This window comes from Limnohabitans planktonicus II-D5 (assembly GCF_001270065.2).
Lineage (GTDB): Bacteria > Pseudomonadota > Gammaproteobacteria > Burkholderiales > Burkholderiaceae_C > Limnohabitans_A > Limnohabitans_A planktonicus.
Genome location: NZ_LFYT02000024.1, coordinates 1 through 26,102, shown reverse-complemented (window position 1 = coordinate 26,102; position 26,102 = coordinate 1). Strand labels below are relative to the sequence as shown.

The following is a 26,102-nucleotide window of genomic DNA, read 5'->3' as shown; positions in this document are numbered from 1 at the left end:
CTCCACAGGCGCAGGCGCTGTCACGAAAAAGCCATATACCAGGGAAGAAGAAAATCAAAATCACTTTAAGTCCTTGATTTGACACAATTTTTTAATTTAATGAATCGAGTAAATCAGAACTGAAACGCGACAAACACAAGTACCCAAAAAACCGTATCGGGAAGTTTTTCACAAAGTTATCCACAGAAAAACAAGCTTCAATCCCCCCGCTTTGTGCCCATCTGGGCCCAGCCCATGGCCTTCGACCTTCGTCCATAATCACAGGCGTTTACGACCCTTATGAAACTGGGAGAAATTGCTTTGTTATCCATCATACAAGCCGCCGGATGGCCGATTTGGCCACTGATTTTGTGTTCCATTTTGGCCTTGGCACTGATCGCTGAACGCCTTTTTCAGTTGCGAACAAGTAAAATTTTGCCGGCCAAATTGATGGATCAAGCCCTGGACGCCACGCGCCGGGGGTTTCCCAATGAAGATGTGATTGCCAAACTGGAAAACACCGGCCTGACAGGCACTGTGCTGGCCAGCGGCCTGCGCGCTTTGCAAATGAACCCCCAGGCCACCAACGAAGACGTGCATTCGAGCATGGAAATGGCCGGTCGCGTTGCAGCGCAAGAGCTCGAGCGCTATTTGCCCACCTTGGCCACCATCGCCTCGGCTGCGCCTTTGCTGGGCCTGTTGGGCACGGTGGTGGGCATGATCGAGATTTTTGGCGCACACACCGCTGGCAACAACCAGCCAGCGCAACTGGCACACGGCATCTCGGTGGCCCTGTACAACACGGCGCTGGGTTTGATTGTGGCCATTCCGGCCTTGATGTTCTGGCGCTATTTCAGGGGGGTGGTCGATGGCCACCTGCTGGCCATGGAACAGGTCTCTGAGCGCTTTGCCCGCCACTTGGCCCATTTGCGCGACTGAGTGGGTGTGCTGTGAAGTTCAGAAAAACCCAAGGCTCGCCCGAGCCCGAAATCAACCTTGTCCCCTTCATTGATTTGCTGCTGGTGATCCTGATTTTCCTGATGCTGACCACCACCTGGTCACGCTTGACGGAGATCAACCTCACCTTGCCGGTGGCCGACGCGCAAAAGCAGACCGAGCGCCCACGTCACATCATCCTGACGGTCACCTCTCAGGGGCAATATGCCGTCAACAAATCGCCTGTGGGCGGGACGTCGGTCAGCGCCTTGGCTGCGGTGCTGGCACCATTGGCGGCCAAAGACGTGACCCTGATCATCAGCGCTGATGCCTCGGCCACACACCAAGCAGTCGTCAACGCCATGGAAGCGGCCCGCCGCAGTGGCCTGTCGCAAATCACTTTCGCCACCCAATCGGCCGAAGTTCCGGGCTCCTGAGCGGCCATGTCGCCCAGCGCCTTCCTTCACCAGCATTTGCCCCAAGTCTGGTTGCAGCGCGGTTTCGTCGCCCGGCTCTTGCTGCCAGTGGCCTGGGCCTATGGTGCTTTGGTGGCGCTGCGCAGCTGGGCCTATGGCGCGGGCCTGTTCCGATCCGAGCGCGTACCGGCGCTGGTCATCGTGGTGGGCAATGTGGTGGCCGGTGGCGCTGGCAAAACCCCCACGACCATCGCCTTGGTCCAACACCTGCTGTCGCAAGGCCTGCGGGTCGGGGTGATTTCTCGCGGCCATGGGCGGCAAACCCGTGACACCCGGCCCGTGGCGCTGAACAGCCTGCCCCAGGACGTGGGCGATGAACCCCTGCTGATTCACCAAGCCACCGGCGTGCCCCTGTGGGTGGGGGCCGCGCGGGCCGATGCCGCCAAAGCGCTGCTGCAAGCCCACCCCGAGGTGCGCGTCATCGTCTGTGATGATGGCTTGCAGCACCTGGCGCTGGCCAGAGACCTGGAAATTTGCGTGATGGATGAGCGCGGCGTGGGCAATGGCTGGCTGCTGCCTGCCGGCCCCTTGCGTGAGCCCTGGCCGCGCAAGGTGGATGTGCTGCTGCACACCGGCGCATCGGGCGTGACGGGTGGGTTTCAGGCCCGCAGGCAGTTGGCCTCGCATGCCCGCAGGGCCGATGGCCGCCTTGTGCCGCTGCAAGACTTGAAACACCAGGCCGTTGACGCCGTGGCGGGTCTGGCCCGGCCCCAGGCGTTTTTTGACATGCTCAGGCAGTCCGGCCTGACTTTGGCCCGGACCATCGCCTTGCCCGATCACCATGACTATGCTCAGTGGCCCGCATCGACTTCGGACCGGCCCTTGCTGTGCACCGAAAAAGATGCCGCCAAGCTGTGGCCGCACGCCCCCCATGCCTTGGCCGTGCCGCTGCAACTGACGGCGGAAGAGGGTTTCTGGCAAGCCCTGGACGCCCTCATTGCCCAAAAATGGCAGGCCCACGCCTGACTTGGGCTGGCGCAAGCGATACCCCCCGGCCTGCGCCCGGTATCATCGGAGCATGGACACCAAATTGCTTGAACTGCTGGTTTGCCCGGTCACCAAGGGCCCCCTCAACTTTGACCGCGAGCGTCAGGAACTGCTCTCGCGCAGTGCCCGACTGGCTTATCCCGTGCGCAACGGTATCCCGATCCTGCTGGAAAACGAAGCCCGCACCCTGAGCGACGAAGAAATCGACAAACTCGCAGCCCTTCGCCCTGCTCTCTGATTTCTCCCCATGAGCACAACCCCCTCTTCGGGCTTCACGGTCCTGATTCCGGCGCGCATGGCTTCAAGCCGCCTGCCCAACAAACCCATCGCCGACATTGCAGGCACCCCCATGGTGGTGCGCGTGGCGCAAAGAGCGCTGCTGTCGCAGGCCAGCCGTGTGGTGGTGGCGGCCGATGATGAACGCATTGTTCAGGCCTGCCGAGCGCATGGCATTGAGTCCTTGCTGACGCGCCAGGACCACGTCAGCGGCAGTGACCGCCTGGCTGAGGCCTGCCAATTGCTCGCTCTGCCCAATGACGCCCTGGTGGTCAATGTGCAGGGCGATGAGCCCGTGATTCCCCCGGCACTCATCAACGAGGTGGCCCGCCTGCTGACTGAACGCCCCGACGCCAGCATGAGCACGGCGGCCCACGCCATCAGTTCGCTGGAGGAATTCACCAACCCCCATGTGGTCAAAGTGGTCATGGATGCGCGCCAGATGGCCCTGTATTTCAGCCGCGCCCCTATCCCCTGGTGGCGCGACGGGCAATCGGGCCCGTCCTTGACGGCCCTGCCTAGCCCCGCCCCGCTGCGCCACATCGGCATTTACGGCTACCGCGCCGGATTTCTGGCCTTGTTTCCACAACTGCCGCCCGCCCGCGTCGAAACCCTGGAGTCACTCGAACAGTTGCGCGCCCTGTGGCACGGTCACCGCATCGCGGTGCATGTCACAGACGAAGCGCCCGGACCTGGCGTGGACACCCCGGAAGACCTCGAACGCGTGCGCCAACTGCTGACCCGCTGATCCCCGCAAAGGGCAGGCCAGCTCCGTAAGCCTGCTTAGAGCCAAGCGTGATATTCTCAAAAGAGCGGTCAGGCCTGCCTGGCTGAAACGATTTCAAACGATAAGGACCTCACATGAGACTGATTCTGTTGGGCGCGCCCGGCGCCGGCAAAGGCACACAAGCCACCTTCATTTGCCAGAAATACAACATCCCTCAAATCTCCACCGGCGACATGCTGCGCGCTGCGGTCAAGGCGGGCACCCCTCTGGGCTTGCAAGCCAAAGCCGTCATGGAGTCCGGCGGTCTGGTCAGCGACGACCTGATCATCAACCTGGTCAAGGAACGCATCGCCCAAGCCGACTGCGCCAACGGCTTCCTGTTTGATGGTTTCCCCCGCACCATCCCTCAGGCCGATGCCATGAAGGCCGCAGGGGTCAAGCTCGACTATGTGCTCGAAATCGACGTGCCCTTTGACGCCATCATTGAACGCATGAGTGGCCGCCGCTCTCACCCCGCCTCGGGCCGCACCTACCACGTCAAATTCAAACCACCCCAAGTCGAAGGCATGGACGATGTGACCGGCGAACCGCTGGTGCAACGCGCCGACGACCAGGAAGAAACCGTCAAGAAACGCCTTCAGGTCTACAGCGACCAGACCCGCCCACTGGTGGACTACTACTCAGGCTGGGCCAAGACCGATGCAGCAGCAGCCCCCAAGTACCGGGCCATCAGCGGCACTGGCAGCGTAGAAGACATCACCGCACGCGCCTTTGCGGCGCTGGCTGACTGATTTTTTCAAGCCTCAGTCCAACAACAAAGCCCCGCTCTGCGGGGCTTTGTCTTTTCTGGACTTACTGCATCAAATCCAGCATCAGGCTGATCCGCGCCTTGTACACATTGAGCCCCAACGGTGCCAGCTGCAGCGCAGCAAGCTGTCCCACGATCTGGCCTTCGGCACAGCGACTGACAAGCCTTAAGGCCACGCCCTGCTTTTGAGCTTCGGCCAGCGTGGTCAGCAGGCTGCGGTGCACCGTACCGTTGCCTGTGCCCGCCACCACCAGCCCCTTAGCGCCAGCGTCAACCAGGGCGCGCACCTGGCGGGCATCAGCACCCGCGTGGCAGTGCAGGACCGCCACCCACGGCCAATCGGCCACGGCCTGGGCCAGTGCCTGAGGGGCATGGGCATGCGGCTCGGGCGCATGGCATGGGCCTGACCAGCGCACCTGTCCTTGCTCCACCCAACCACGCGGACCGGCTTCACCCGAGCTGAAGGCATCGAGTCGGTAGGGGTGTACTTTTTGCACATCGCGAGCGCTGTGGATGCGGCCCGCGCTGACCGCCAGCACACCCCGCGCCATCGGGTCGAGGACCACGGCCATGGCGTCCAGCAGGTTTTGCGGGCCGTCTGGTGCCAGCGCTGTGGCCGGGCGCATGGCGCAGGTCAGCACCACCGGCTTGGTGCTGTGCAGCACTTGTTGCAAAAACCAGGCGGTTTCTTCCAAAGTATCGGTGCCATGGGTGATGACAAGGCCGCCCACATCAATCTGCGCCAGCCAGTGGCTGCAGCGCTGGGCCAAGATTTGCCAGGTGGCGTGATCCATGTCCTTGCTGTCGAGCTGGGCCACCTGTTCGCCCACCAAGGCGACGTCTTGCAGCACGTCATTAAGGCCAGGAACAGCGTCCAGCAGGTGCTGCACACCCAGCTGCCCGGCGGTGTAGCCGGTGTGGTCACTGGCACTGGCGGCGGTGCCAGCAATGGTTCCCCCAGTGCCCAAAACCACGATTTTTCCGATTTTTTTTACCTCAAACACTTGCACAGCCTCAAAAACTGGTTAAAAATACAGTCACTGGATAGAAAAACAGCCATCCAATCCTTCACAAGGAGACCGCCATGATCGACAGCCCCAAACTCACCGCCCGGCAGCAAGAAATTCTGGAACTGATCCAGAACACCATCGCCAACACCGGCGCGCCTCCCACACGCGCTGAAATCGCCAGTGTGTTGGGCTTCAAGTCGGCCAACGCGGCAGAAGAACACCTCAAGGCCCTGGCCCGCAAAGGTGCCATCGAACTGGTCAGCGGCACCTCACGCGGCATCCGCCTCAAAGGCAGCACACGCAGCAATTTGCGCGCCCCCTCCGATCTGTTCAGCCTGACCCTGCCTGGCCTCGGTCAGCTGAGTTTGCCACTTGTGGGCCGTGTGGCCGCCGGTTCGCCCATTCTGGCGCAAGAACACGTCGACCGAACCTACCAGGTCGAAAGCAGCCTGTTCACCGAGCAACCCGACTACCTGCTGCGTGTGCGCGGCATGTCCATGCGCGACGCGGGCATCATGGACGGTGACCTGCTGGCCGTCAAATCCACCAAAGATGTGCGCAACGGCCAAATTGTGGTGGCCCGCCTGGGTGATGAAGTCACCGTGAAGCGCCTGCGCAAAACCGCCACTGGCATCGAGTTGCTGCCCGAAAACCCGGACTACCAAACCATTGTGGTCAACCCAGAAGAGCCTTTTGACATCGAAGGCTTGGCCGTGGGCTTGATCCGCAACACCCTGCTCATGTAAATCCCCGCTTTTTGCACCAGGTGGCGGGCGCAGACAAATCACTTTGTCGGCCCTGGTGCAAATAGCTTTCTTTGCAATCCTGCCTGTGTCCAACCTCACTATTTTGAAAGGTTTCACATGGGAATCGCTCTGCTTGCTTTTTCGGGTCTTTTTCAAGGCCTGACGACCTTCCACCACGCCAAACCTGCGGCCATCTCGAATCCGTCGACGACCAAACGCTTGCGCCCGCTCTGGCCCAACCGCCACACAACGTGCGCAACTTCGGGCGTCCTGTCCATGCCGCGCATGATGCCACCCAGTGCCACTGCAGCCGCGCCCTACTCACGTCCGCCTTTGCGGGTGATGCGGATCACCGAGTCGGGGCAACGCACTGCGGGAGCAGGGCGCATGGTCATTTCAGGTCGCATGGCCGATGTGTGCGCCGAGCTGGACCGATTGGCTGCCCTCGAGGCCATGCACACACCCAACTGAAAAACCACCGGCTTGCACCGCAGGCCTGGTTTACGCCCAAATCTGGCTACACAAAGTATTGAAAAGGGGCCACCGCTCACCTGATCAGTGCCTTGGCAAGGCACAATCAGGGGATGAATATTGTGATCCTCGACGACTATCAGGATGCCGTGCGCAAACTCGACTGCGCCACCAAGCTCGAGAACTATCCCGCCAAGGTATACACCAACACCGTCAAGGGCATTGGGCAATTGTCCGTTCGGCTCAGGGATGCAGACATCATTGTCCTCATCCGTGAACGCACCCAACTGACCAAAGCCCTGATTGAAAAGCTCCCCCGTTTGAAGCTGATCTCTCAAACCGGCCGTGCAGGCAGTCACATTGATCTGGCCGCTTGCACCGAGCGCGGCATTGCGGTGGCAGAAGGCGTGGGTTCCCCCGTTGCGCCAGCCGAGCTGACCTGGGCCTTGATCATGGCCGCTTCGCGGCGGCTGCCCCAATACATCAGCAGCCTCAAGCACGGTGCCTGGCAACAGTCCGGACTCAAATCCAGCTCCATGCCGCCCAATTTTTGCCTGGGCACTGTCCTCAAAGGGCGAACGCTAGGCATCTGGGGCTACGGCCGCATTGGCGAGTTGGTCGCAGGTTACGGCAAGGCGTTTGGCATGGAAGTGCGCATTTGGGGCAGTGACGAATCCCGTGTTCGCGCTGTGCGGGATGGCTATCAGGCTGCCACCAGCCGCGAATCCTTTTTTGAGCAAGCGGATGTGCTGAGCCTCCATCTGCGTCTGAACGAAGCCACCGAAGGCATCGTGCGCTCCGAAGATTTGGGTCGCATGAAACCCACAGCGCTGTTTGTGAACACTTCACGCGCCGAACTGGTTGAAGCCAACGCCCTCATCGGGGCCTTGAACCGGGGCCGACCAGGCATGGCCGCGATCGATGTGTTTGAATCCGAGCCCATTTTGCAAGGCATGGCATTGTTGCGTTTGGAAAACTGCATTTGCACGCCGCACATTGGCTATGTGGAAAAAGACAGCTACGAGATGTATTTGGGCGCTGCCTTTGACAACGTGCTGAACTACATCAAAGGCACCCCGACCAACATCGTCAATCCCGGTGCCTTGCAAGTGCGGCGCTGAAGGTGAGGTCTGCCCCCACATCTTCACCGAGCGAGCATCTGCCATCGGTCTTGTGGTCCATGATGTTTGGCAACGTGGTCATTGGCAGTGGCGTGATGATGGCCACCGGCATCCTGAACGACGTGATCGCCTCTTTGAACGTCTCGGTGGCCCAGGCCGGGCAGCTGATCTCGGTGTGCGCCTTGATCGTTTGTCTGGGCGCCCCAGTTCTGGCCGCGTGGGTGGCCGGTTGGGACCGCAAAAAATTGCTCAGCTGGAGCCTGGTCTGGTATGGGCTGTGGCACGCATTGGCAGCTTTGGCAGCTTTGGCACCCAGTTTTTCCAGTTTGCTGGCCTGTCGCGTGCTGGCCATGTTGGCTGCGGCCATCTTTACCCCCCAAGCGGCTTCGTGCATTGCCCTGCTGGTGCCTGAACACCAGCGCGGCCGAGCCATCACTTTTGTGTTCCTCGGTTGGTCCGTGGCGTCGGTGATCGGCAGCCCCCTGGGGGCCTGGATTGGGGGCGTCTGGGGTTGGCGCTGGTCCATGGCGCTGATTGCCGCTTTGTCGCTGTTGGGAGCAGCCTGGCTGTGGCTGCGCATGCCCGAGCGGGTCGTGCCACCCGCCTTGTCGGCCGCGGCCTGGCGGCAGACCTTGTCATCGCGCACTTTGCTGATCACACTGAGCGTGACTGTGCTGTCCGGGGGTGGTCAATTCATCTTGTTCAGCTACCTGGCTCCTTACATGACCCAACGATTTGCCACCAGTCCGGGGCAGTTCAGTGCCATGCTGCTGGGCTATGGGGCCATGGGATTTGTGGGCAATGCCTTGCTGTCTCGCCACATTGAACGAGTGGGTGCCTCCCGCGCCGTTTTCATGGCTCTGTTGAGCATTGCAAGCGGCATGCTGCTGACCCCCTGGACAAACCACTGGATCGCCATGGGCCTGGCCCTGCTGCCCTGGGGTTTGGGGGTGTTCGCCTCCAACTCGGCCCAACAAGCCCGACTGGTCAACCAGGCCCCCTGGTTGGCCTCGGCGTCAGTCGCCTTGAACACCTCGGCCATCTACGCAGGGCAGGCGCTGGGGGCGACTGTTGGCGCTGCCGTGATCGTTCATCAAAGTTTGACCTCTCTGCCACATTTCAGCCTGATGGGCATGCTGCTGGCCCTGGGTCTGAGCGCACTGGCCACACGCTATGCCCGGCTTCACCCGCTTTCGCGCCCCGGCTGAGTGCTGAATCTGGGGCGATAATCCCACGTTACGTGCCAGTTACCGCCTTGGGCACCTCCGAGTAATCCCCGGGCTTTACACAACTGGTCTTCTGGGCCCAGACTTTTCATTTATCGACATGACTCTCGCATTTTCCAAAGTTGCCATCATCGGCGCCGGTGCCATGGGCCGGGGCATTGCCCAAATCGCCGCTCAAGCAGGCAGCCAGGTCTGGCTGTACGACACCCAACCCGAAGCCATTGCCAAAGCGCGAGATGCCGTGTTCCAGCAATGGGACAAGTTGCAGGAAAAAGGCCGCCTCACAGCCGAAGCCGTGGCAGGCCACAAAAGCCGCCTGCTGGGCGCTGCCAGCTTGCAAGACCTGGCCGAGTGCGAGTTGGTGGTCGAAGCCATCGTCGAAAGGCTCGACATCAAGAAAAGCCTGTTCACCGATCTGGAAAAAGTGCTGGCCCCCAGCGCCGTGCTGGTAACCAACACGTCTTCGCTGTCCGTGACTGCGATTGCTGCCGCCTTGCAGCGCCCCGCCCAGTTTGCGGGCTACCACTTCTTCAACCCCGTGCCTTTGATGAAAGTGATCGAGGTGATTGCGGGCCTCAAAACAGACCCCGCTGTGTGCCAACGCCTGTCTGAATTTGCCCGCCAGATGGGCCACACCCCCGTGCAGGCGCAAGACACCCCAGGCTTCATCGTCAACCACGCCGGGCGCGGTTACAGCACCGAAGCGCTGCGCATTGTGAGCGAAGGCATCGCCGATTTCGCCACCATCGACCGCATCCTGCGCGACCAGGTCGGCTTCAAACTCGGCCCCTTCGAGTTGTTTGATTTGACGGCACTCGATGTCTCGCACCACGTCATTGAAGCGATTTACCACCAGTACTACGAAGAGCCGCGCTACCGCCCCAACGTCATCACCGCCCAGCGTCTGGCCGGTGGCGTGGTCGGCAAAAAAGTGGGCGAAGGCTTCTACAAATACGTGGATGGCGCAGCGCAAGTGCCGGCTGAGCCGCCCGTGCCCGAGGTGGAGACCATACCGCCCGTGTGGGTCTCGCCCCGCGCAGCCCGCCGCATGGAACTGCTGCAACTGCTCAAAGACCTGGGCGCCAAAATCGAAACCGGCGCATCGCCCTCCCCTGAAGCGCTGACCATCGTCGCCCCGCTGGGCTTTGACATCACCACCGTGGCCGTGGTCGAACGCCTGGACCCGGCACGCACGGTGGGCATCGACATGCTGGTCAATGACGCCGCCACCAAGCGCCGCGTGCTGGCCACCAACCCTGCAACCCGCGCCGACATGCGCGACGCGGCCCACGCCCTGTTTGCCCGCGACGGCAAGGCTGTGTCGGTCATCCGCGACAGCGGCGGCTTTGTCACCCAACGCGTGGTGGCGACCATCGTGAACATCGCGTCCGACATCTGCCAGCAACGCATTTGCACACCAGAAGACCTGGAAACCGCCGTGACCTTGGGCTTGGCTTATCCGCTGGGCCCATTGGCCATGGGCAACCGGTTTGGCCCGGACAGCATTTTGGAAGTACTGTTCAACATGCAAACCGTCTATGGAGACATGCGTTACCGCCCCAGCCCCTGGCTGCGCCGCCGCGGTGCGATTGGCCTGTCCTTGATGCACACGGAAGACTGAAAAATGACAGCACAACTGCTCAGCACCAGCGAAGGCCAGACCCTGGTCCTGACCCTTAGCAATCCGGAGTTTCGCAACGCGCTCGGACCAGAGATGTATGCCGCCGGGGTCGAAGCCCTGAGCGTGGCGGAATCCAGCGCCGATGTGCGCAGCGTGGTGATCACCGGGGCCAATGGCATTTTCAGCGCGGGTGGCAATTTGCAGCGATTGCAAAACAACCGCCAATTGCCGCCCGAACACCAGGCGCAAAGCATTGAAGGCCTGCACAACTGGATCGAAGCCATCCGCACCTTTCCCAAACCCGTGATCGCCGCCGTCGAAGGCCCTGCAGCCGGTGCCGGATTTTCCCTGGCGCTGGCTTGCGACATGATCGTCGCAGCCCGCAACAGCGTGTTTGTGATGGCCTACAGCTCCATTGCTTTGTCACCCGATGGTGGCGGCAGTTGGAGCCTGTCGCGTGCCGTGCCGCGCCAGCTGGCCACCGAACTCCTGATGTGCGGCGAGCGCATCGGTGCCGAGCGCCTGCAGCAACTGGGCGTGGTCAACCGCCTGGCCGATGCCGGTCAGTCACTGCAGCAAGCCTTGGAGCTGTGCGAACAACTCAACGCCCAGGCCCCCAACGCGCTGGCCAGCATCAAGGAGTTGCTGGGCGAAGCTGACGCCAGCAACCTCAATGCGCAGCTGGCCCGCGAACGCGATCACTTCGTCAAAAATCTGCACCACACCAACGCAGGCATTGGCATTGGTGCGTTTTTGAACAAGCAAAAACCCCAATACGAATAAAGCGACTGGTCCCCCAGGCGACAAAAAACCGATTCCCAGTCACTCAAAGGACAGAGCATGGACGAACCAATTCTGACAATGGAGGAAAGAGAGGCGATCAATGGTGGTCGCTGGTTCTCCAGCCTTTCACCTTCACTTCGTCACGACATACTTCGATGCGCTTACGTCAAACGTTTCAAGGACGGCGACATGCTCGCGGCTCGCGGAGATCCGCCCGAGCAGTGGATCGCCTGCGCCAAGGGCGCGGTGCGCGTGAGCTCGACCTCGGTGTCCGGCAAGCAGATCACTCTGACCTATGTGGAGCCGGGCATCTGGTTTGGAGATGTATCGATCTTCGACGGGGACCGACGCACACACGACTGCTATGCACACGGCGACACGACCACGCTCAACGTGGCCAAGGCCGACTTCAAAAAAATCCTGTCGCAGCACGTCGAGTTTTACGAGGCCATGCTGCGACTTCAGTCGCGCCGCATTCGCCAGCTCTACGGCTTGGTGGAAGACCTCAACACCTTGCCCCTGCGTGCGCGTCTGGCCAAACAACTCAACCATTTGCTGCGCAGCTACGGCGTGCCCAGCCTGTCGGACGCCAAGGCGATCCGCATCAGCTTGCAGCTGGCGCAAGAAGAGCTGGCGCAACTCCTGGGTGCATCGCGGCAACGTGTGAACCAGGAACTCAAGCAAATGGAGCGCGAGCAGATCATCCGCATCGAGCCAGGTGGCCTGGTGGTGCTGGACCGCGAAGGCTTGCTGCAAATCGTCAACGCGGATCACTGAACCGGTTTTTTCAACATCAATCACCGCTTAAATCAGCGGCAACAGGTACCTCATGAGTGCTTTTGATCATTTCGTGGGGACCCGGCCTGTCACGGGCTCTCACGCGTTCGACGTTTTAGCTTTGGAAAACTGGCTCAGCGCCAGACTGCCAGACTTTGCAGGCCCCTTGAGCGTCGAGATGTTCAAGGGTGGCCAGTCCAACCCCACTTACAAGCTCATCACGCCCGCACGCCAGTACGTGATGCGGGCCAAGCCTGGTCCCGTGGCCAAGCTGCTGCCCTCGGCGCATGCCATCGAGCGCGAATTTGCCGTCATGCAAGGCCTGCACGGCACCGATGTGCCAGTCGCCCAGATGCATGTGTTGTGCGATGACGAGTCGGTGATTGGCCGCGCCTTCTATGTGATGGAATTTGTGCAAGGCCGTGTGCTCTGGGACCAGTCTCTGCCCGGCATGTCGCCTGCCGAGCGCGGCGCCATCTACGACGAAATGAACCGGGTGCTGGCGGCGCTGCACAAAGTGGACTTTGACAAGCAAGGCCTGGCCAGCTACGGCAAACCGGGCAATTACATTGAACGACAGATCGGCCGCTGGAGCAAGCAGTACGCCGCCTCCATCACACAGCCCATTCCCGAGATGGACCAGCTGATCGAATGGCTGCCCCAAAACATCCCGGACAGCGCCAAAGACGAGTCCTTGGTCGGCATTGTGCATGGCGACTACCGCCTGGACAACCTGATGTTCCACCCCACCGAGGCACGTGTGCTGGCGGTGCTGGACTGGGAGTTGTCCACACTGGGCCACCCGCTGGCCGACTTCAGCTACCACTGCATGGCCTGGCACATCAGCCCCGGCACCTTCCGCGGCATTGGTGGGCTGGACCTGCCCGCTTTGGGCATCCCGTCTGAAGCCGAGTACATCCGCCGCTATTGCGAGCGCACCGGCTTCACCACACCCGAAGTTCTGGCCAAGGACTGGAACTTCTACCTGGCCTACAACATGTTCCGCATCGCGGCCATCTTGCAAGGCATTGCCAAGCGCGTGGAAGACGGCACCGCCTCCAGCGATCAGGCCAAAACATCCGGTGCAGGCGCACGTCCCATGGCCGAGCTGGCCTGGCAATTTGCCTGCAAAGCCTAACCCCCCATCACGACCCATCACTTCAAGGAGATAGACCATGGATTTTGAATACACCCCCAAGGTCAAAGAAATGCAGGCCCGCCTGTTGGCCTTCATGGACGAACACATTTACCCCAACGAAGCGAGGTTCTTCGAGGAAATCGCCGAGAACCGGGCCAAGGGCAATGCCTGGGTACCCACCAAGATCGTTGAAGAACTCAAACCCAAGGCCCAGGCCGCTGGTTTGTGGAACCTGTTTCTGCCCAAGTCCACCCGCGCACCCCAAGGCCTGTCCAACCTCGAATACGCCCCGATGTGCGAAATCATGGGCCGCGTGCCTTTTGCCGCAGAAATCTTCAACTGCTCGGCGCCCGACACCGGCAACATGGAAACGCTGGAGCGTTATGCCAGCGAAGAGCTCAAGGACACTTGGCTCGAGCCCCTGCTGCGCGGCGAAATCCGGTCGGCCTTCTTGATGACCGAGCCCGATGTGGCCTCGTCCGACGCCACCAACATCGAGTGCGAAATCCGCCGCGACGGTGACGAGTACGTCATCAACGGCCGCAAGTGGTGGTCGTCCGGCGCGGGTGACCCACGTTGTGCGGTCTACATCGTCATGGGTAAAACCAACCCAGATGCTGGCCGTCACGAGCAACAGTCCATGATTGTGGTGCCCGCCAACACCCCCGGCATCACCGTGGTGCGCGCCCTGTCGGTGTTTGGCTACGACGATGCGCCGCATGGCCACATGGAAGTCGTGCTCAAAAACGTGCGCGTCCCGGCCGAGAACATCTTGCTGGGCGAAGGCCGTGGCTTTGAAATCGCCCAAGGCCGCTTGGGCCCTGGCCGCATTCACCACTGCATGCGCACCATCGGCATTGCCGAGCGTGCCTTGGAGCTGATGTGCAAACGCCTGAACGAGCGTGTGGCCTTTGGCCGCGAAGTGGCCCGCCAGACCGTGTGGCAAGAGCGCATTGCCGAGTCGCGTTGCATGATCGAGCAGGCGCGCCTGCTGACCCTCAAAGCCGCGCACATGATGGACACCGTGGGCAACAAGGTGGCCAAGGCCGAGATCGCGATGATCAAGATCGTGGCCCCCAACATGGCCTGCCAAATCATCGACTGGGCCATTCAGGCCCACGGCGGTGGCGGCGTGTCGCAAGACTTCCCGCTGGCCTATGCCTACGCCCACCAGCGCACCCTGCGCCTGGCAGACGGCCCCGACGAGGTGCACCGCAACTCGCTGGCCAAACTGGAACTGGCCAAACAGCTGGCCATGCCCGGTGATTTGGGTATGCCCATCACACGAGGCAGCTGATCGCTGCACCGCCACCCGAAACGGCCTGCATATGCAGGCCGTTTTTTTTGCAAAGGTCAGACTCCTGCCTTGAACCTGGAATACGCCGTTGACAGTGTTCAAGCCGCTGCAGCCTCCCTGCGCAACCTGGGCGCTGTGCCTCCAAATACCCCCACCTTGTGACAAGTGCTAAGCACCCAAGGACACAGCCTTGGGGCAAGCTCGGACCCATCCAACGGCGATTGACAGGATCATGCGTCCGTCTTTGCAGCCATAGTCAACCATGCTCATGATGCGATGGTTTGCAGTGCTTGTATCTCGCGCATCGCGCGCGAGGATCAGCTCATGCAAATTCCGCACTGAGCCTTTCGTTAGGGATTCGGCCCTGTGAAGTTTTCATTGCACAAAGATGTTGGCGCTCGTCGGTCGAAGACCCCAGCATGGGCCTGCGCCGAAACCCATCATGTCGGACTCTGCGAGTGGCGACCTGCGAAATCACATGCCTCACACCTTTCAAACTTCATCGTGACGGATCAATAAGACTTCAATAGGCCGGATCCATAGCCCAAGCGACAAGACTGCATCACCCAAAGCGAATACGCCATCACTGACATGACCATCTTCCCTGGGCTGCGCAGCTGGCAAAACCAGGGCATTGACTGGACCGACTGTCCACGACTCAAAACCTGGTTTGACCGAATCGCTGAACGTCCTGCTGTGCAAAAAGCCTGCTCGCGCCGACCGACGCACACGCACCTCTGCGGGCTGACAAGGCCAAGCAAACCCTGTTTGGACCTGCGCAGTACAAAAAACGTTGAAAGATTTTCAGTTGTTTGTGCAGCGCGTCAAAAAACCAAGTTTTGACGGTTAGAATACAGGCAGTCGGAGCGTAGCGCAGCCTGGTAGCGCATCTGCTTTGGGAGCAGAGGGTCGCGAGTTCGAATCCCGCCGCTCCGACCATTCCAAGAACTGAGGCCCGCAAGGGCCTTTTGTTTTTGCAGCATCTGTCCGTAGCTCAGTTGGATAGAGCAACAGCCTTCTAAGCTGTGGGTCCCTGGTTCGATCCCAGGCGGGCAGGCCACCCATCTCAAGGGTGTGCGGCGATCACCCCCCAATTGCCTGGTTTGAAAAAGCAGCCAAAGTGCCAGCGTGATGGGCGCTTTCAAAGTCCACGATTCCTCAAAAAACATGCTTTTTCATGCATCCACCTGAAGGTTTTCAGGGTATGCACTTAGAAAAAATCGGCCGCTCCAAGCCCAATACCGCACTTAAAGTGCCATCATCATTCGGTATGCTTTGTCCAGATTCTTCTGGAAAAATCTTGGCATTCGACAATTCCAATTGCACCTCAGGAGCAAACAAACATGACCCATTCGTTGACCTCCCGCCGCCAGATGCTGACCCAAGGCGCTGCTTTGATGAGCGCCAGTACTGCCAGCTTGTTGGTGCCTCAAATCGCTCAAGCTCAAAGCAGCAAGATCCGCGTGGGCCTGATGCTGCCCTACACCGGCACCTTTGCCCAATTGGGTGTGGCCATTGAAAACGGCGTGCGCATGGCCATCAGCGAACAAGGGGGCAAACTGGGCGGCCGCGAGATCGAATGGTTCAAAGTGGACGACGAGTCCGAGCCCTCCAAAGCCATCGAAAACGCCAACAAATTGGTGCAACGCGACAAAGTCGATGTGCTGATCGGCACCGTGCACTCAGGCGTGCAAATGGGTATCCACCGCGTGGCCCGCGAAAGCGGTGTGATCAGTTTGATCCCCAATGCGGGCGTGCACATCGCCACCCGCGCCCAGTGCGCCCCCAATGTGTTCCGCACCAGCTTTTCCAACAGTCAGCCCACCATGGCGCTGGGCGAAGCCATGGTCAAGCGTGGCCACAAAAAGGCAGTGTGGATCACCTGGAAATATGCCGCTGGCGACGAAGCCTTTGAGGGCTTTAAAGAAAGCTACACCAAAGCGGGCGGCACCATCGTTAAAGAACTCGGACTGCCCTTCCCCAACGTTGAGTTCCAGGCGCTGCTGACCGAAATCGCCGCGCTCAAGCCCGACGCTGTGGCCTGCTTTTTTTGCCGGTGGTGGCGCGGCCAAATTCTTGCGCGACTATGCAGCCGCAGGCCTCAAGGGCAAAATTCCGCTGTACGGTTCTGGGTTCCTGACCGAAGGCGTGCTCGAGGCCGCAGGCCCAGCGGCCGACGGCGTGCTCACCACACTGCACTACGGTGACGGCATCGAGACCAAGCGCAACAACGAGTTCCGCTTGAACTACGCCAAAACATTCAAGATGCAGCCCGACGTGTACGCCGTCCAAGGCTACGACACCGGCTTGCTGCTGGTGCAAGGGGCCAACGCTGTCAAGGGCGATGTCAGCCAAAAAGCGGCCATGATCAAGGCCATGGAAGTGGCCGTGATCGACAGCCCACGCGGCAAGTGGACCATGAGCAAGTCGCACAACCCGGTGCAAGACATTTACCTGCGCGAAGTCTCGAACAAAGAAAACAAAGTCATTGGCATCGCCGCCAAGGCATTGGCCGACTCAGGTGCTGGCTGCCGCATGTGATGCGACAAGCGCCCACCGGGAGCACCCCGGGTTGAGTGCAATCAAACCCATTTGACCGTGATCCGCCTCCAGGCGGAACACCCGTCAAATGGGTTTTTCTTCGCCTGGCACCTGACCATCCCCGAAAAGACCCCACGTCAATTGCCGCAGCCATTGGTGACCCGGGTCACGGTGCAAACGACTGTGCCAAAACTGGTGGATCGCACTTTCAGCTACAGGAATGGGTAACTCGCGCTTGCTCAATCCAAACGGCCCAAGGGTTCGATCGGCAAAGCGCTCGGGCACCGTGGCAATCAGGTCCGAGTGGCTGAGGACATCGCCCAGCGCCACATAGTGCGGCACCGTCAAGCGAAAATGCCGACGCAATTTCTGATTCTCCAAAGCCACATCCACCCGACCATGCCCCGTTCCGGCCGCCAGGATGCGCACATGCTCGGCCTGCGTGAAGCTGCTCAGGGTCAGCGGATTGCCAGCAGCCAGCGGGTGCCCCCGGCGCATCAAACAAATGTATTTCTGCCGAAACAAGGCTTGCTGAAAAAACCCCGCCTGCAGCTGCGGCAACAAACCCATGGCCAGGTCAATGCGGCCTGTGGCCATGTCCTCTTTGAGCGAGGCCTGCGTCACGCTGACCACCTGCAAGGTCACCCCGGGGGCTGACCGCGTCAAGGCATCCACCAGCACCGGCAAAAAATACATCTCGCCCACATCGGTCATGGCCAGGGTGAAGCTGCGCGTGCTCAGCGCAGGGTCAAATGCCGCCCGCACATTCAAGGCTTGTTGCAAACCATCCAAAGCCAGGGCCACGGGTTCGGCCAATTGCAAGGCATAGGGCGTGGGCTCCATGCCCCCTTGCGTGCGCAAAAAAAGATCATCGCCCAAAGTGCTGCGCAAACGCCCCAAGGCGCTGCTGACGGCAGGCTGACTCATGCCCAGCACCTCAGCCACCGTGGACACCCGCTTCTTCAATAGCAAGTGATGCAAGACCACCAACAGATTCAGATCGATTTTGGAGATATCCATGGGAAGACGCCCTTTGATATTTGATTTTCAAATACTGACTATACAAAAAATCCGATTTACTTATTTTTTGAATTTACGCATGATCCACGTCAAGTTTGATCAGGAGTCTCCATGCAGGAACACCCCATTCACTGGGAAACAGCAGGCACAAGCCGTGTCCCATTTGCCCTCTATGCGAACCCTGACAACCACAAAAAAGAGATGGATCGCTTTTTCTACAAAGCCCACTGGAGCTATGTGGGCCTGGAGGCCGAGATTCCCAAGCCAGGCGACTTCAAACGCACCGTGATTGGCGAACGCTCGGTCATCCTGACCCGCAGCCAGGACGGTCAAATTCACGTCGTTGAAAACGTCTGCGCGCACCGGGGCATGGCGTTTTGCCGTGAGCGCCATGGCAACAAAAAAGAACTGGTTTGCCCCTACCACCAGTGGAGCTATGCGCTCGATGGCCAACTGCAAGGCGTGCCTTTCCGCCGTGGCGTGCGCCAAGATGGCAAGGTCAACGGCGGCATGCCCGCCGACTTCGACCCCAAAGACCATGGACTGAACTCGTTGAAAGTGGCGACACGGGGCGGGGTCGTGTTTGCCTCGTTTGACCATGCGGTGGAGTCCCTCGAAGACTTCATGGGCCCCACCATCCTGCGTTACTTTGACCGCCTGTTCAACGGCCGCAAGCTCACCATCCTGGGCTACAACCGCCAACGCATTCCGGGCAACTGGAAGCTGATGCAGGAAAACATCAAAGACCCTTACCACCCCGGTCTGCTGCATACCTGGTTTGTGACCTTTGGCCTCTGGCGTGCCGACAACAAATCCGAGCTGCGCATGGACGAACACCACCGCCACGCGGCCATGATTTCCACGCGTGGCTCAGCGGGTCAGGCTGCGGGGGACAAAGCCCAAGTCACGCAAGTGAGCAGCTTCAAGGCCAGCATGCAGCTCAATGACCCGAGTTTTTTGGACATCGTGCCCGAGCCTTGGTGGCAACTGGGTGATCAGATGCCGACGGCGGTGATGATGACCTTGTTCCCCAGCGTGATCTTTCAGCAGCAGGTCAACAGCGTGTCCACCCGCCACATCCAGCCCGACGGGCACGGCGCATTCGACTTTGTCTGGACTCATTTTGGCTTTGAAGATGACACCCCCGAGATGACCGAGCGCCGCTTGCGCCAGTCCAACCTGTTTGGCCCGGCGGGCTTCGTGTCGGCCGACGACGGCGAAGTGATCGAGTTTTCGCAACAGGCCTTTGAAAGCAAACCCGAGCACCACATGCTGGTGGAGCTGGGTGGGCGCGATGTGGGCGAGACCGACCACATGGTGACCGAAACGCTCATCAGGGGCATGTACGCCTACTGGCGCAAAGTGATGGAGGATTGATCATGGCCAAACCCTTGATAGACCTGCAAACCTGGTTCGACATCCAGCAACTTTATGCCGATTACGCCAGCGCCGTGGACAGCCGCCAATGGGATTTGTGGCCCGAATTTTTCACCGAGCAGTGCGTCTACAAACTGCAACCGCGTGAAAACTTTGAGCGCGGCTTTCCGCTGTGCACGCTGTCATTCACCAGCAAGGGCATGCTCAAGGACCGCGCGTATGGCATCCAAGAGACGCTTTTCCACGACCCCTATTACCAGCGGCATGTGGTGGGTGCCCCCATGGTGCTGCGCGTTGAAGACGGCCGCATCCACACAGAAGCCAACTACGCGGTGTTTCGCACCAAGCTCGACAAGGAAAGCACCGTGTTCAATGTGGGCCGCTACATCGACACCATCGTGCAAACCCCCGAAGGCTTCAAGTTCGCTGAACGCCTTTGCGTGTACGACAGCGAGATGATTCCCAACTCCATCATTTACCCCATCTGATCGTGAAGCCCCTATGACCCTATGGATTGACGTGGCCGCCGAGGCCGATTTGTTTGAAGGCGCAGGCATCGCTGTCACCCCCGAAGACCAAGACATTGCCGTCTTCAAACTCGAAGATGGTGGCGTTTTCGCCATCAATAACCTGTGCAGCCATGGCAACGCCAAACTCTGCGATGGCTTCGTCGAAGGCCACAGGGTGGAGTGCCCCTTTCATCAGGCGCTGTTTGATGTGCGTGACGGCACCGTCAGCTGCGGCCCGGCCACCGAGCCGGTCAAGTCTTGGCCTGTCAAGATTGAGAATGACCGAGTTCTGCTGAAGCTCGACCAGTGACTGCAAAGCAACCGTTAAACTAGCCTTCGGCGGACTTGTTCCGCCGTTTTTACAAGCGCTTTTGCTTGACTCTTTCCTTTGGACGCAGATCTGATGGACTTTGTGAATTTTTTGATCCAGCTGCTCAACAGCGTCCAGTACGGGCTGCTGCTGTTCATGCTGGCAGCGGGCCTGACACTGATCTTCGGCATCATGGGCGTGGTCAACTTGGCGCACGGCAGCTTTTACATGCTGGGGGCTTACCTGGCCTGGTCTTTGGCCGCGCAGCTGGGCAGCTTCACTTTGGCCATCATTGTGGGCACGGCCCTATCGGTGGCCTTTGGCTTGCTCATTGAGCGTTTGCTGTTTCGCCACTTCTACCACCGCGACCACCTGGACCAGGTGCTGCTGACGTTTGGCCTGATTTACGTGTTTGAAGAACTTCGCTCCATGATTTGGGGCGACGATGTGCACGGCCTGCCCGTGCCCGAGTTGCTGGCCGCATCCATCCCCTTGACCGAAAACCTGTCTTATCCGGTGTACCGCCTGTTCATGTCGGGCGTGTGCTTGGTGCTGGCTTTGGGCCTGTATTTGCTGATCTCCAAAACCCGCTTGGGCATGAAGATCCGTGCGGGAGCTTTCAACCGCGAGATGACCGAGTCGCTCGGCGTGAACATCAAACTCATCCACTCGGTGGTGTTCGCTCTGGGCATTGGCCTGGCCTCGATCGCGGGCATGATCGCCGCGCCCGTGTCCAGCGTCTACCCGAACATGGGCTCACAGGTCTTGATCATGTGCTTTGTGGTGGTGGTCATTGGCGGCATCGGCTCGGTGCGCGGTGCCTTGATTGCCGCCCTGCTGGTCGGCCTGGTCGACACCTTTGGCAAGGTGCTGCTGCCCCAGGCCTCAGGCATGCTGGTGTATGTGCTGATGGCCGCTGTGCTGCTGTACAAACCCGAAGGCCTGTTCAAGCAATGACGACGAGAAGAACAACATGAGCATGCCCCAAATTCACCTTGAAACCCTGCCGCGCAGCATCCAGCTGGTGATGGTGCTGGGCTTTTTGGCGCTCGCCGCCTTCCCCTTTGTCGGCTCCGACTTTTACACGGCCATGGTCGTGCGCATGATGATCCTGGCCATCTTGGCCATGAGCCTCGATTTGCTGCAAGGCGTCACGGGCCTGGTCTCGCTGGGCCATGCCGCTTACTTTGGTTTGGCCGGTTATGTGCTGGCTTTTGTCACGCCGCAAAACGAGCCCATCAGCTTGTTCACCAGCTTGCCGCTGGCCGTGGGTGGGGCTGCGCTGGCGGCTTTGGTCATTGGCTTTTTGGTGGTGCGCACGCACGGCATCTACTTCATCATGGTGACCATGGCTTTTGCCCAAATGATTTTTTACATCTTCTTTGACAACAAGGCGCTGGGCGGCTCGGACGGTTTGTTCCTGAACTTCCGCCCCGATGCGGGCATCATCGACCTGGAAAACAAGCGGGTGTTTTATTACTTCACGCTGGGCTGTTTGCTGGCGGTGTATGTGTTTTTGCGCCGCCTGCTCTGGAGCCCCTTTGGCCGGGCGCTGTCGGGCATTCGGGTCAACGAACACCGCATGCGGGCGCTGGGCTTCAACACTTTCAGCCACAAGTTGGCAGCCTTCACCTTGGCGGGGGCCTTGGCGGGTCTGGCGGGTTATTTGTGGGCCGCACAAACCGGTTTTGTGAACCCCGAGCTCATGGGCTTTCACATGAGCGCACACGCCATCATGATGGTGATTTTGGGCGGCATGGGCAATTTTGCGGGGGCCATTGTGGGCGCCTTCAGCTTTGAGTATTTGCTGCATGTCTTCAAGGATTTACCCGATGTGGGCAGCTTCAAAACCGGCAAACACTGGCAGATGTGGATGGGCCTGTTCATCGTGGCGCTGATCATCTTTGCCCCGAAAGGCATTTTGGGCCTGATCAACCGGGCTTTTGGCAGCCCATCGGCCAAGGAGGCGGGTCATGACTGAGCGCCAAGTCTTGATGTCCGCACGCGCCCTGACCAAGCGCTTTGGCGGCTTGGCGGCTGTGAACGACGTCTCGCTGGATTTGTGGCTGGGCCACATCCACGCAGTGATTGGCCCCAACGGCGCGGGCAAGTCCACGCTGACCAACCTGCTCTCGGGCGATCTGCCGCCCACCAGCGGCAGCATTTCTTTGGGTGAGCACCCCATCAGCGGCTGGACGCCCGAAAAAATCTCACGCCACGGCCTGGGCCGCAGCTACCAAAAGACCAACATCTTCAGCACCTTCAGCGTGTGGGACAACGTGCGCCTGGCCGCCCAATCGCGTGTGCAGCCCTCCCCCTTCAACCCGCTGGGCTGGTTGAAGGCAGCGGCGCGCATGCAGGCCGTGAATGCTCGGGCCGAGCGCGCAATGGAACTGGCTGGTCTGCAAGACCGCCGCCACGCCCAAGCCGGGGCCACCAGCCACGGTGAACAACGCCAACTGGAAATCGCCATGACCTTGGCCACCGAGCCCCGGGTGCTGCTGCTCGACGAACCCCTGGCCGGCATGGGCCAGGCCGAGGCCGAGCGCATGGTGCAGCTGCTGCTGCGCCTCAAAACAGAACACGCCATCTTGCTGGTGGAGCACGACATGGACGCCGTGTTCACGCTGGCCGACCACCTCACGGTGATGGTCAACGGACAAGTGATTGCGAGCGACACGCCTGTGGCGGTGCGGGCCGATGCGGGTGTGCAGGCCGCTTACCTGGGTGAGGAACATTGAGATGAGCGACTTGTTGATCCAGGCCCAAGACCTGAACACCTTTTACGGCGCGAGCCACATCCTGCGCGGCGTGAACTTTTCTGTCGGCCGGGGCGAGACGATTGGCCTCATGGGCCGCAACGGCATGGGCAAAAGCACCCTGCTCAAAACCCTCATGGGCATCGTGCCGCCACGCTCGGGCACGGTGGACATCAAAGGCCAGCGCATGAACGATCGCCCCACGTTTGAAGTGGCGCAACTGGGCATCGCCTACGTGCCCGAAGGCCGGGGTATTTTTGGGAACCTGAACGTGGTGGAAAACCTGCAAATGGCGGCGCGCACCGGAACCCAAGGGCAACGCGACTGGACTTATGAGCGCGTGCTCGAGACCTTCCCGCGCCTGAAAGAACGCCTGGGCCACGGCGGCCAGCAACTGTCCGGCGGTGAGCAGCAAATGCTCACCATCGGCCGAGCGCTCATGACCAACCCCGACGTGCTGATCCTCGACGAAGCCACCGAAGGCCTGGCCCCGCTGATCGCCCGAGACATCTGGCGCATCTGCAGCCTCATCAAGGAAAGTGGCATCAGCTCGATCATCGTGGACAAAAACTGGAAACACGTCACCCAGATCACCGACCGCAACATCATCCTGGTCAAAGGCCAGGTGGTGTTCGAAGGCTCCTCGCAAATCCTGCTGAACGACCCGAGTGTGCTGGAGCAGCATTTGGGGGTTTGAGGCCCATCACAGCAAGGGACGCAACGCCCGCGCAGACTCCAGCAAGAGCGGTAGCCACTTGCGCTGCACGGCCGCATCAGACAACTGCTCGGCGGTGCCCACCACATTCAACGCGGCCAAGGTCTGGCCCTGCATGTTGCGCAGGGGCACCGCCAGCGCATGGATGCCCAGCTCGTGGCCATCACGGGCCAGGCAGTGGTCTGCCTGCCGCACCTGCTCAATCAGTGCCTTAAACCGGGTGGCATTGACCTCAGTTTGCGGCGTGATTCGGGCCAGCTCGCGGCCTTTAAGCCAAGCGTTGAACTCGGCCTTGGACAAATTGGCCAGCAAGACCCGCCCTGTGGACGTGGCGTGCGCGGGCAGACGTGCCCCCAGGTGCAGGCCATAAGCCAGGTGCCGCACGGGTTCGGCCACGCCTGCGCTGCGCGCCACGATCACGCCCTCGCCGCCGTCCAGCACCACGGCGCTGAAAGCCGCCTGCGTTTCCTGCGCCAGGTGGTTGAGCGTGGGCTGCAGCGTGCGCGGCAGGCGCGAAGTGGCCATGTAACTGCCCGCAAAGCGCAGCACCCGTGCCGACAACCAGTAATGGCTGCCATCCGTCTCCAGATAACCCAGCTCAGCCAGCGTGAGCAAATGCCGCCGGGCCGCCGCCCGGGTGATGCCCGTGCGCTGCGCGGCCAGCGTGGCGTTCAAGCGCTGGCGTTCGGTGTCAAAGGCTTCGAGCACGGCCAGGCCTTTGGCAAGGCCTTCGATGTAGTCAGCTTTGGCGATGGTCATGGGGGGCCTTGGTTGTGAAATGTCGGCTCTCTTGCCGCCGACCTACCAGAGTCAGACCCCGCAGGCCAATAGCAACAGAGCCAACATGCTGCGCTGTGCAAGCGCGTTGATGCGCATCAATTTGCGCGATGATCGCACAAATTATCCATGGATCGCACAAACTCGGATAAGCGCAAGGTGTTGAAACCGATGGGCCGCCTAAGCTTGCGCTCATTGTTTTTGAGACCTTTTGAGGGAGACATGCGCATGACCAAAGCCACCCGCACCCAAGTTGCCATCATTGGCGCAGGCCCCTCGGGCCTGCTGCTGGGGCAACTGCTCCACAAAGCCGGCATAGACGCCATCATCGTGGAACGGCAGACCGGCGACTACGTGCTCTCGCGCATCCGCGCGGGCGTGCTGGAGCAAGTCACCATGGACCTGCTCCATGAGGCCGGTGTGGGCCAGCGCATGCACGCCGAAGGCCTGGTCCACGGCGGCTTTGACCTGCTGTTCAAAGGCGCACGTCACCGCATCGACATGAACCAGCTCACGGGCGGCAAAAACGTCATGGTCTATGGCCAGACCGAAGTCACCCGCGACCTGATGGACGCCCGCCAGGCAGCAGGCTTGCCCACCGTGTATGAAGCGGTCAATGTGCAGGTGCACGAGTTTGACTCTGCCAAGCCCCGCGTCACATACGAAAAAGACGGCCACACCCACACCATCGAGTGCGATTTCATCGCGGGCTGCGACGGCTTTCATGGCGTGTGCCGCGCCAGCGCCCCCAAAGACAAAATCCGCGAATACGAAAAGGTCTACCCCTTTGGCTGGCTCGGCGTGTTGTCCGACACTCCACCTGTGCACCACGAACTCATTTACGCCAACAGCACGCGCGGCTTTGCCCTGTGTTCACAGCGCAGCGCCACGCGCAGCCGCTACTACCTGCAAGTGCCCCTGACCGACAAAGTCGAAGACTGGAGCGACGAAGCCTTTTGGGAAGAGCTGCGCAAGCGCCTCGACCCCGAAGCCCGTGAGCACCTGATCACCGGCCCCAGCATCGAAAAAAGCATCGCCCCGCTGCGCAGCTTTGTGACCGAGCCCATGCGCTTTGGCCGCATGTTCCTCGCCGGTGACGCCGCCCACATCGTGCCACCCACAGGCGCCAAGGGCCTGAACCTGGCCGCCACCGACGTGAAGTACCTGTCCACCGCCCTCATCGAGTACTACCTGGGGAACTCCGAAGCCGGCATCGACAGCTATTCAGAGCGCTGCCTGCGCCGCATCTGGCGTGCCGAGCGCTTTTCCTGGTGGTTCACCAGCCTGATGCACCACTTTCCCGAAAACGGCGACATCGGCCAAAAGTTCCAGGACGCCGAACTCGACTACCTGATCCACAGCGAATCAGGTTCACGCACGATTGCTGAAAACTACGTGGGACTGCCGCTCAATTTTGGTGATTGACGTCGGACTCTGCGAGTGCCGACCTACTGGGGCCGTGCATTCGTAGGTCGGTGGTCGAAGACCCCGACCAGCGGCCTGCGCCGAAGCAAAAAATCGTCGGACCTGAAGGTGCCGACCTACGAGGGCCGTGCATTCGTAGGTCGGTGGTCGAAGACCCCGACATGGGCCTGCGCCAAAGCAAAAAATCGTCGGACCTGAAGGTGCCGACCTACGGGGGCCGTGCAGTTGTAGGTCGGCGGTCGAAGACCCCGACATGGGCCTGCTCCAAAGCGGAAAATCGTCGGACCTGA

Annotated in this window: 26 protein-coding genes, 2 tRNA genes and 1 pseudogene; 26 read left to right on the top strand and 3 right to left on the bottom strand. The window is 60.4% G+C overall.

Annotated features, from left to right (window positions below; all coding sequences use genetic code 11):
• Window positions 1-300 precede the first annotated feature (300 nt).
• From H663_RS35925 to adk, 6 genes are all read left to right on the top strand, one after another.
• The gene (locus H663_RS35925) at window positions 301-918 is read left to right on the top strand and encodes a MotA/TolQ/ExbB proton channel family protein (RefSeq protein WP_053176815.1); all 618 of its coding nucleotides are present in this window, start codon (window positions 301-303) and stop codon (window positions 916-918) included.
• Between the two features lie 11 nt (window positions 919-929).
• Entirely contained in the window at window positions 930-1,352 is a 423-nt protein-coding gene (locus tag H663_RS35920) for an ExbD/TolR family protein (RefSeq protein WP_053174611.1), read from the top strand.
• A gap of 6 nt (window positions 1,353-1,358) precedes the next feature.
• Window positions 1,359-2,357 (top strand): tetraacyldisaccharide 4'-kinase, encoded by a 999-nt coding sequence (lpxK, locus tag H663_RS35915; RefSeq protein ID WP_053174609.1) that lies wholly within the window; start codon window positions 1,359-1,361, stop codon window positions 2,355-2,357.
• Between the two features lie 52 nt (window positions 2,358-2,409).
• Window positions 2,410-2,616, top strand: coding sequence for a Trm112 family protein (locus tag H663_RS35910; protein WP_053174605.1), 207 nt, complete (start codon window positions 2,410-2,412; stop codon window positions 2,614-2,616).
• Window positions 2,617-2,625: 9 nt separating this feature from the next.
• Window positions 2,626-3,402 (top strand): 3-deoxy-manno-octulosonate cytidylyltransferase, encoded by a 777-nt coding sequence (kdsB, locus tag H663_RS35905; RefSeq protein WP_053174602.1) that lies wholly within the window; start codon window positions 2,626-2,628, stop codon window positions 3,400-3,402.
• 113 nt (window positions 3,403-3,515) lie between these two features.
• Window positions 3,516-4,172 carry an adenylate kinase gene (gene adk, locus H663_RS35900; RefSeq protein ID WP_053174600.1) on the top strand — a complete coding sequence of 219 codons (657 nt, stop codon included), beginning with the start codon at window positions 3,516-3,518 and terminating at the stop codon, window positions 4,170-4,172.
• A 61-nt stretch (window positions 4,173-4,233) separates the two neighbouring features.
• Here adk and H663_RS35895 read toward each other — a convergent pair whose 3' ends face one another.
• Window positions 4,234-5,199, bottom strand: a complete 966-nt coding sequence (locus tag H663_RS35895) for an asparaginase (RefSeq protein WP_083451267.1) — start codon at window positions 5,197-5,199, stop codon at window positions 4,234-4,236.
• Between the two features lie 74 nt (window positions 5,200-5,273).
• Between H663_RS35895 and lexA the strand changes: the two genes are divergently transcribed.
• The 12 genes and pseudogenes from lexA (at window position 5,274) to H663_RS35835 (ending at window position 16,920) form a co-directional block, all read left to right on the top strand.
• On the top strand, window positions 5,274-5,945 hold the full coding sequence (gene lexA / locus H663_RS35890) for a transcriptional repressor LexA (RefSeq protein WP_053174597.1): 672 nt from the start codon (window positions 5,274-5,276) through the stop codon (window positions 5,943-5,945).
• 117 nt (window positions 5,946-6,062) lie between these two features.
• Window positions 6,063-6,416: a hypothetical protein gene (locus H663_RS35885; RefSeq protein ID WP_053174593.1), complete on the top strand. Its 354-nt coding sequence runs from the start codon at window positions 6,063-6,065 to the stop codon at window positions 6,414-6,416.
• A gap of 113 nt (window positions 6,417-6,529) precedes the next feature.
• Window positions 6,530-7,537, top strand: a complete 1,008-nt coding sequence (locus H663_RS35880; protein ID WP_053174590.1) for a D-2-hydroxyacid dehydrogenase family protein — start codon at window positions 6,530-6,532, stop codon at window positions 7,535-7,537.
• 59 nt (window positions 7,538-7,596) lie between these two features.
• Entirely contained in the window at window positions 7,597-8,745 is a 1,149-nt protein-coding gene (locus H663_RS35875) for an MFS transporter (protein ID WP_053174587.1), read from the top strand.
• Window positions 8,746-8,863: 118 nt separating this feature from the next.
• Window positions 8,864-10,384: a 3-hydroxyacyl-CoA dehydrogenase gene (locus H663_RS35870; protein WP_053174584.1), complete on the top strand. Its 1,521-nt coding sequence runs from the start codon at window positions 8,864-8,866 to the stop codon at window positions 10,382-10,384.
• A gap of 3 nt (window positions 10,385-10,387) precedes the next feature.
• On the top strand, window positions 10,388-11,167 hold the full coding sequence (locus H663_RS35865) for an oxepin-CoA hydrolase, alternative type (RefSeq protein WP_053174581.1): 780 nt from the start codon (window positions 10,388-10,390) through the stop codon (window positions 11,165-11,167).
• A 57-nt stretch (window positions 11,168-11,224) separates the two neighbouring features.
• Window positions 11,225-11,944 (top strand): Crp/Fnr family transcriptional regulator, encoded by a 720-nt coding sequence (locus H663_RS35860; protein WP_053174577.1) that lies wholly within the window; start codon window positions 11,225-11,227, stop codon window positions 11,942-11,944.
• Window positions 11,945-11,996: 52 nt separating this feature from the next.
• On the top strand, window positions 11,997-13,082 hold the full coding sequence (locus tag H663_RS35855) for a phosphotransferase (RefSeq protein WP_053174573.1): 1,086 nt from the start codon (window positions 11,997-11,999) through the stop codon (window positions 13,080-13,082).
• Between the two features lie 37 nt (window positions 13,083-13,119).
• Window positions 13,120-14,379, top strand: coding sequence for an acyl-CoA dehydrogenase family protein (locus H663_RS35850; protein WP_053174571.1), 1,260 nt, complete (start codon window positions 13,120-13,122; stop codon window positions 14,377-14,379).
• An 862-nt stretch (window positions 14,380-15,241) separates the two neighbouring features.
• A tRNA-Pro gene (locus H663_RS35845) sits at window positions 15,242-15,318 on the top strand.
• A 44-nt stretch (window positions 15,319-15,362) separates the two neighbouring features.
• Window positions 15,363-15,439, top strand: a tRNA-Arg gene (locus tag H663_RS35840).
• A gap of 295 nt (window positions 15,440-15,734) precedes the next feature.
• Window positions 15,735-16,920: pseudogene (locus tag H663_RS35835) on the top strand (ABC transporter substrate-binding protein).
• Between the two features lie 84 nt (window positions 16,921-17,004).
• Here the strand turns inward: H663_RS35835 and H663_RS35830 are convergent.
• Window positions 17,005-17,940, bottom strand: coding sequence for a LysR family transcriptional regulator (locus H663_RS35830; protein ID WP_053174568.1), 936 nt, complete (start codon window positions 17,938-17,940; stop codon window positions 17,005-17,007).
• 111 nt (window positions 17,941-18,051) lie between these two features.
• Between H663_RS35830 and H663_RS35825 the strand changes: the two genes are divergently transcribed.
• The 7 genes from H663_RS35825 (at window position 18,052) to H663_RS35795 (ending at window position 23,592) form a co-directional block, all read left to right on the top strand.
• The gene (locus tag H663_RS35825) at window positions 18,052-19,317 is read left to right on the top strand and encodes an aromatic ring-hydroxylating dioxygenase subunit alpha (protein WP_053174565.1); all 1,266 of its coding nucleotides are present in this window, start codon (window positions 18,052-18,054) and stop codon (window positions 19,315-19,317) included.
• A gap of 2 nt (window positions 19,318-19,319) precedes the next feature.
• Window positions 19,320-19,805 carry an aromatic-ring-hydroxylating dioxygenase subunit beta gene (locus H663_RS35820; protein ID WP_053174561.1) on the top strand — a complete coding sequence of 162 codons (486 nt, stop codon included), beginning with the start codon at window positions 19,320-19,322 and terminating at the stop codon, window positions 19,803-19,805.
• Window positions 19,806-19,818: 13 nt separating this feature from the next.
• Entirely contained in the window at window positions 19,819-20,136 is a 318-nt protein-coding gene (locus H663_RS35815; RefSeq protein WP_053174558.1) for a non-heme iron oxygenase ferredoxin subunit, read from the top strand.
• 93 nt (window positions 20,137-20,229) lie between these two features.
• A complete protein-coding gene (locus H663_RS35810) occupies window positions 20,230-21,093 on the top strand; it encodes a branched-chain amino acid ABC transporter permease (RefSeq protein WP_053174555.1) in 864 nt (287 codons plus the stop codon).
• Between the two features lie 16 nt (window positions 21,094-21,109).
• Window positions 21,110-22,117: a branched-chain amino acid ABC transporter permease gene (locus H663_RS35805; protein WP_053174554.1), complete on the top strand. Its 1,008-nt coding sequence runs from the start codon at window positions 21,110-21,112 to the stop codon at window positions 22,115-22,117.
• On the top strand, window positions 22,110-22,877 hold the full coding sequence (locus H663_RS35800) for an ABC transporter ATP-binding protein (RefSeq protein WP_053174551.1): 768 nt from the start codon (window positions 22,110-22,112) through the stop codon (window positions 22,875-22,877). Before H663_RS35805 ends, H663_RS35800 begins: the two co-directional genes overlap by 8 nt.
• 1 nt (window position 22,878) lies before the next feature.
• Window positions 22,879-23,592, top strand: coding sequence for an ABC transporter ATP-binding protein (locus H663_RS35795; protein ID WP_053174548.1), 714 nt, complete (start codon window positions 22,879-22,881; stop codon window positions 23,590-23,592).
• 6 nt (window positions 23,593-23,598) lie between these two features.
• Here H663_RS35795 and H663_RS35790 read toward each other — a convergent pair whose 3' ends face one another.
• On the bottom strand, window positions 23,599-24,369 hold the full coding sequence (locus H663_RS35790; protein WP_053174546.1) for an IclR family transcriptional regulator domain-containing protein: 771 nt from the start codon (window positions 24,367-24,369) through the stop codon (window positions 23,599-23,601).
• A gap of 246 nt (window positions 24,370-24,615) precedes the next feature.
• Here H663_RS35790 and pobA point away from each other — a divergent pair, with 246 nt between their 5' ends.
• The gene (gene pobA, locus H663_RS35785) at window positions 24,616-25,812 is read left to right on the top strand and encodes a 4-hydroxybenzoate 3-monooxygenase (RefSeq protein WP_053176809.1); all 1,197 of its coding nucleotides are present in this window, start codon (window positions 24,616-24,618) and stop codon (window positions 25,810-25,812) included.
• The last annotated feature ends 290 nt before the right edge of the window (window positions 25,813-26,102 follow it).

Excerpts from the sequence above, each read along its gene's own strand:
- H663_RS35820 (WP_053174561.1), top strand. The coding sequence starts at position 19,320 with ATGGCCAAACCCTTGATAGACCTGCAAACCTGGTTCGACATCCAGCAA.
- H663_RS35805 (WP_053174554.1), top strand. The coding sequence starts at position 21,110 with ATGAGCATGCCCCAAATTCACCTTGAAACCCTGCCGCGCAGCATCCAG.
- lpxK (WP_053174609.1), top strand. The coding sequence starts at position 1,359 with ATGTCGCCCAGCGCCTTCCTTCACCAGCATTTGCCCCAAGTCTGGTTG.
- kdsB (WP_053174602.1), top strand. The coding sequence starts at position 2,626 with ATGAGCACAACCCCCTCTTCGGGCTTCACGGTCCTGATTCCGGCGCGC.
- H663_RS35875 (WP_053174587.1), top strand. The coding sequence starts at position 7,597 with ATGATGTTTGGCAACGTGGTCATTGGCAGTGGCGTGATGATGGCCACC.
- pobA (WP_053176809.1), top strand. The coding sequence starts at position 24,616 with ATGACCAAAGCCACCCGCACCCAAGTTGCCATCATTGGCGCAGGCCCC.
- H663_RS35910 (WP_053174605.1), top strand. The coding sequence starts at position 2,410 with ATGGACACCAAATTGCTTGAACTGCTGGTTTGCCCGGTCACCAAGGGC.
- H663_RS35825 (WP_053174565.1), top strand. The coding sequence starts at position 18,052 with ATGCAGGAACACCCCATTCACTGGGAAACAGCAGGCACAAGCCGTGTC.
- H663_RS35800 (WP_053174551.1), top strand. The coding sequence starts at position 22,110 with ATGACTGAGCGCCAAGTCTTGATGTCCGCACGCGCCCTGACCAAGCGC.
- H663_RS35815 (WP_053174558.1), top strand. The coding sequence starts at position 19,819 with ATGACCCTATGGATTGACGTGGCCGCCGAGGCCGATTTGTTTGAAGGC.
- lexA (WP_053174597.1), top strand. The coding sequence starts at position 5,274 with ATGATCGACAGCCCCAAACTCACCGCCCGGCAGCAAGAAATTCTGGAA.
- H663_RS35870 (WP_053174584.1), top strand. The coding sequence starts at position 8,864 with ATGACTCTCGCATTTTCCAAAGTTGCCATCATCGGCGCCGGTGCCATG.
- adk (WP_053174600.1), top strand. The coding sequence starts at position 3,516 with ATGAGACTGATTCTGTTGGGCGCGCCCGGCGCCGGCAAAGGCACACAA.
- H663_RS35850 (WP_053174571.1), top strand. The coding sequence starts at position 13,120 with ATGGATTTTGAATACACCCCCAAGGTCAAAGAAATGCAGGCCCGCCTG.
- H663_RS35880 (WP_053174590.1), top strand. The coding sequence starts at position 6,530 with ATGAATATTGTGATCCTCGACGACTATCAGGATGCCGTGCGCAAACTC.
- H663_RS35860 (WP_053174577.1), top strand. The coding sequence starts at position 11,225 with ATGGACGAACCAATTCTGACAATGGAGGAAAGAGAGGCGATCAATGGT.
- H663_RS35830 (WP_053174568.1), bottom strand. The coding sequence starts at position 17,940 with ATGGATATCTCCAAAATCGATCTGAATCTGTTGGTGGTCTTGCATCAC.
- H663_RS35865 (WP_053174581.1), top strand. The coding sequence starts at position 10,388 with ATGACAGCACAACTGCTCAGCACCAGCGAAGGCCAGACCCTGGTCCTG.
- H663_RS35790 (WP_053174546.1), bottom strand. The coding sequence starts at position 24,369 with ATGACCATCGCCAAAGCTGACTACATCGAAGGCCTTGCCAAAGGCCTG.
- H663_RS35855 (WP_053174573.1), top strand. The coding sequence starts at position 11,997 with ATGAGTGCTTTTGATCATTTCGTGGGGACCCGGCCTGTCACGGGCTCT.
- H663_RS35885 (WP_053174593.1), top strand. The coding sequence starts at position 6,063 with ATGGGAATCGCTCTGCTTGCTTTTTCGGGTCTTTTTCAAGGCCTGACG.
- H663_RS35795 (WP_053174548.1), top strand. The coding sequence starts at position 22,879 with ATGAGCGACTTGTTGATCCAGGCCCAAGACCTGAACACCTTTTACGGC.
- H663_RS35810 (WP_053174555.1), top strand. The coding sequence starts at position 20,230 with ATGGACTTTGTGAATTTTTTGATCCAGCTGCTCAACAGCGTCCAGTAC.